Source organism: Nitrospinota bacterium (genome assembly GCA_029881495.1).
Lineage (GTDB): Bacteria > Nitrospinota_A > UBA7883 > JACRGQ01 > JACRGQ01 > JAOUMJ01.
This window is the reverse complement of the sequence record JAOUMJ010000053.1, coordinates 1-4,240: the sequence shown is the minus strand read 5'-3', so window position 1 is coordinate 4,240 and position 4,240 is coordinate 1. Positions and strand designations below refer to the sequence as shown.

Annotated in this window: 4 protein-coding genes and 1 riboswitch; of the genes, 2 read left to right on the top strand and 2 right to left on the bottom strand. The window is 47.7% G+C overall.

Annotated elements, in window-relative coordinates; all coding sequences use genetic code 11:
- Both OEY64_13075 and OEY64_13070 read right to left on the bottom strand, forming a co-directional pair.
- The coding region (locus OEY64_13075) for a thiazole synthase (protein ID MDH5543875.1) at nt 1-743 on the bottom strand (743 nt) is incomplete at its 3' end.
- Nucleotides 744-806: 63 nt separating this feature from the next.
- Nucleotides 807-914: riboswitch (TPP riboswitch) on the bottom strand.
- 143 nt (nt 915-1,057) lie between these two features.
- Nucleotides 1,058-1,666, bottom strand: a complete 609-nt coding sequence (locus OEY64_13070; protein MDH5543874.1) for a hypothetical protein — start codon at nt 1,664-1,666, stop codon at nt 1,058-1,060.
- A 309-nt stretch (nt 1,667-1,975) separates the two neighbouring features.
- Here OEY64_13070 and OEY64_13065 point away from each other — a divergent pair, with 309 nt between their 5' ends.
- The gene (locus tag OEY64_13065) at nt 1,976-3,121 is read left to right on the top strand and encodes an alanine--glyoxylate aminotransferase family protein (protein ID MDH5543873.1); all 1,146 of its coding nucleotides are present in this window, start codon (nt 1,976-1,978) and stop codon (nt 3,119-3,121) included.
- Between the two features lie 2 nt (nt 3,122-3,123).
- Nucleotides 3,124-4,240 (top strand): phosphoglycerate dehydrogenase (gene serA / locus OEY64_13060; protein MDH5543872.1); only part of this gene is annotated, 1,117 nt, incomplete at its 3' end.

The following is a 4,240-nucleotide window of genomic DNA, read 5'->3' as shown; positions in this document are numbered from 1 at the left end:
GTCAGTGGGCTGGACGCTTCCCCCTTATCCTTTTCGTCACCAAGTCCGGATTCGTATGCCATTCTTCCCGCAGTGACCGCCATCTTGAACGCCTTCGCCATTTCGACAGGATTTTTTGCGACGGCGATGGCAGTGTTTACAAGAACGGCGTCCGCGCCAAGCTCCAGCGCGTAGGCGGCGTCGGAAGGTTTGCCGATCCCTGCATCGACAACAACCGGTATTTTGCAGATGTCGATAATTATTTTTATCATCTCGACAGTTTTAAGTCCCTTGTTGGTCCCGATAGGGGAACCGAGAGGCATAACGGTCGCGCATCCAGCCTCTTCAAGATGCTTTGCTAGCATCGGGTCGGCGTTGATATACGGTAGAACTACAAACTCTTCTTTCACGAGTTGTTCCGCCGCTTTTAAGGTTTCGATCGGGTCGGGGAGCAGGTAAACCGGATCGGAAATTACTTCGAGTTTCACCCAGTTCGTTCCAGCGGCCATTTTGCAAAGCCTCGCTATTCGTATGGCTTCGTCGGCATTCCGCGCGCCCGATGTGTTTGGCAAAAGATTGATACCTTTTGGGATGTAGTCGACAATACCTTTTGTTTTGGAGTTTAGTTCAACCCGCCGAATGGCAACGGTGGCGATCTCGGATTCGGAGGCAATAATCGCGTCGTGCATCACATCGTTGGATGAAAACTTACCCGTTCCCATAAGGAGCCGCGAATTGAATTTTTTACCTGCTATCTCAAGCATCTTTGGTGTCTCCCTTTTGTGGCGCAGGCTGTTAGTTTTTCGGCGCATTTGGCGCGCTTTTGCCGGATTAACATAAAATCTCCTTTCGCTAGAATTACCCAGTTCAAGTTCTAAGGGTTTCCCGAAAGCTATCGGGATCTCAGCTCAAGGAGAGCACCCCTGATTACTTAAATCAGCGGATGATATTATCATCTCCGCAGTTATTTACATTCTCTATTATCCCTAAATGGAAAAAGTAATCAATGCCTCCGTTGATGAACGGAATTTTATTAAGTGTGATATCAAAACGGAATGAATACAGGCTTTGGGTGGTTTCAGGGGCCGCCGCGCTTGATTAACGAGTCACCTTTTTTTCGCAATTGATGCTCTTCTTCCTTAACAGGCTTTTTCAGATATGGATTGGCGGCGAAATAATCTTCCATGAAATATTCAAGGAGCACTCTTATCCTTTTTTGTACAGCTCTTGGATATGTTCTCGATAGCGTCTCCTTGTAGGAGCCTATCTTCCAGACGGTCCCTTCGCGAAGGTCGTATTCCGTGGCAATGGTGGAGAGGTTGTAGACGTTTATGTCAATGAGGTAGTCGGTGCCTGTTATTTTGTCGGTTTGTGAATCGGGAACGACGTTTAGGATGATCTTTGCCAGCGGGCCTTTTTTATAGTTTTCTACCAGACTGATCCCCCCTCTGCTCAAGGTTTTTTCTGCGTCTTCCTTTACTCTGTAAGGGGTAAGTTTTCCGTTTTGCGGAAAATCAGGGACGTACACCATGAAGCTGTTTGGCAGTCCGAGTAGACGTTCCTGTTTTATTGTAAGGGTCATTCGCGCGTCGGCGATTATTGGCCTTACTGATATGGCAAGTAGCGAGACACAGCAGAGGCCTATCGATACTTTCAGGAGGTCAAACAGTTTATATTTATTAGTCATCAGGTTAAATTCTAATCCCCTTGAGGCGATTGACAAAATGGTTTTATTTTTTGCATTCCAGAATGCTATGGAATTGTCATTGCAGGCAATATCTCGCAGGTATCGGAATGAAAATATGGTTCAAAACAAATCTCCGTAAATGGTATCTGTCTCAGCGTTCAGGATGAATTCATTTTTAACCTGATTTACTGGCAAATTGCCGAAAATTTGCCTATAATTCGTCGTTTCCGGTTAGCGGATGATTACTTTCAATTTGACGGTACAAGACAACTGATTTACTAATATTTACTGCGTAGGAGAGACTAGATAATGTTGAAAAGTTACCTTCTTTCACCGGGTCCGACACCTGTCCCTGAAAGGGTATTGCTCGCGATGGCTCAGCCGATTATTCACCACAGAACGCCCCAGTTTTCGGCTGTTTTCGCCGATACTGCCGAGCGTTTGAAGAAGGTTTTCAATACGAAACAGGATGTATTAATACTCTCCTCTTCCGGCACAGGCGCAATGGAGGCCTCCGTTACGAACTCATTTTCTGTCGGAGAGAAGGTTCTGGTTGTGAATGGCGGAAAGTTCGGCGAACGCTGGGGGAAGATTGCGGAAGCATACGGTTTAAAAGTCGAATGGATGAATGTCGAGTGGGGCAACGCGGTTGACCCTGCGGCAATAAAGGCGGCGCTTGATAAGGATTCGGCGATAAAAGGTGTTCTGATGCAGGCGACAGAATCTTCTACCACGGTCAAATACCCGATTAAGGAGATTGCCCAGATTACAAAAAATAGCGACGTCCTCCTGGTTGTTGATGGAATAACAGGGGTAGGCGTGTTTGATATACCTATGGATGAGTGGGGTATTGATATCTTGATATCAGGTTCACAAAAAGCATTTATGCTTCCGCCAGGTCTTGCGTTCATCGCGCTAAGTGAAAAGGCGTGGAAAAAGGTTGATGGCGCGAAGAACAACAAGTTCTATTTCGACCTTAAAAAGGAGCGAAAAAATCTGGCAGATAAGACGACCGCGTACACTCCAGCTGTTTCGCTTATCAATGGCCTAAGGGAAGTTCTAAACATGCTTGACGAAATAGGGCTTGATAACTGGTACAAAAGAACAGCGTTGCTGGCGAAAGCGGCGCAGGCAGGAACGGCGGCGCTCGGTCTGAAGATGGTTACGGATTCTCCGTCGGAAGCGATGACCGGAGTGTTTCTTCCTGAAGGTGTCGATGGTAACAAGCTTGTAAAAGTTTTGAGGGACAAAGTAGGAATTACCTTTGCCGGCGGGCAGGATCAGTGGAAAGGAAAAATAATACGAATTGCTCAGCTCGGATACATTGGCGAGTTCGATATTGTTATAGCTCTTTCTTCAATTGAAATGGCCCTTGCCCGTTTTGGTGCAAAGGTCGAGATGGGCAGCGGAGTTGCCGCGGTACAGGAAGTTCTTATGAACTCATTTGAGGTTTAGTGATGGCTGATAAATTTAAAGTTCTAGTAAGTGATGATCTTTCCGAGGCGGGGCTAAGCATCCTTCGCGCTTCAAGTTCTATAGATGTCGACGTAAAAGTCGGCCTCAAGCCGGATGAGTTGAAAAAAATAATTTCTGCCTACGACGGTATTGTAATAAGGAGCGCGACGAAACTAAAGGCGGACATTCTTGATGCCGCTACAAATCTCAAGGTTATCGCCAGGGCGGGAGCCGGTGTCGACAATGTCGATATACCTCATGCGTCAAAAAAAGGTATCGCAGTTGAAAATACACCGGGCGGCAACACGGTCACCACGGGCGAACACACCTTCGGTCTTTTGCTGTCGCTTGCGAGGAACATTCCGCAGGGTACAGCAGGTATAAAGAACGGCGAATGGAACAGGAAGCTGATAGGCGTTGAGCTGATGGGGAAGACACTTGGTCTTGTCGGTCTTGGTCGCGTCGGTTCTGTTGTTGTCAGTTGCGCTCTCGGTTTCAAGATGCGGTGTATCGCGTTTGATCCGTTCATTAGCAAAGAGAAAGCCGAAGAGCTTGGCGTGGAGCTGGTTGAGCTGGAAGATGTCTGGAAAGAGTCCGATTTTATTTCGGTACATACTCCTTTAACTGAAAAGACCAAACATATGATCTCAACTTCCGAGTTTGGCAAAATGAAAAATGGTGTGCGCGTAGTGAACTGCGCGCGAGGCGGGATCATCGATGAGGAAGCGCTTTGTGTTGCTCTCGAATCCGGCAAAGTAGCAGGCGCCGCGCTCGACGTTTTTGAAGTAGAGCCGCCCGATAAGGGTAGCAGGCTTGTTACGAATCCAAATGTTATCTGCACTCCGCATCTTGGAGCCAGTACCGAAGAGGCGCAGGAGAATGTCGCCCTCGCGGCGGCTAGACAGATGGTTGCGTACGCTGAAACAGGCGCGATCCTAAACGCGGTAAACGTTCCGGCTGTTGATCCTGAAACTCTGAAAAGGGTACAGCCATATCTTACGCTCGCCGAGAAGATGGGAAGCCTGCTTGCGCAGATTACCGATGAGGGTGTAAAAGAGCTGGAGATAGCTTCCAGCGGTGAGATAGCCGATGTTGATCAGAAGCCGTTAATCCACTCCG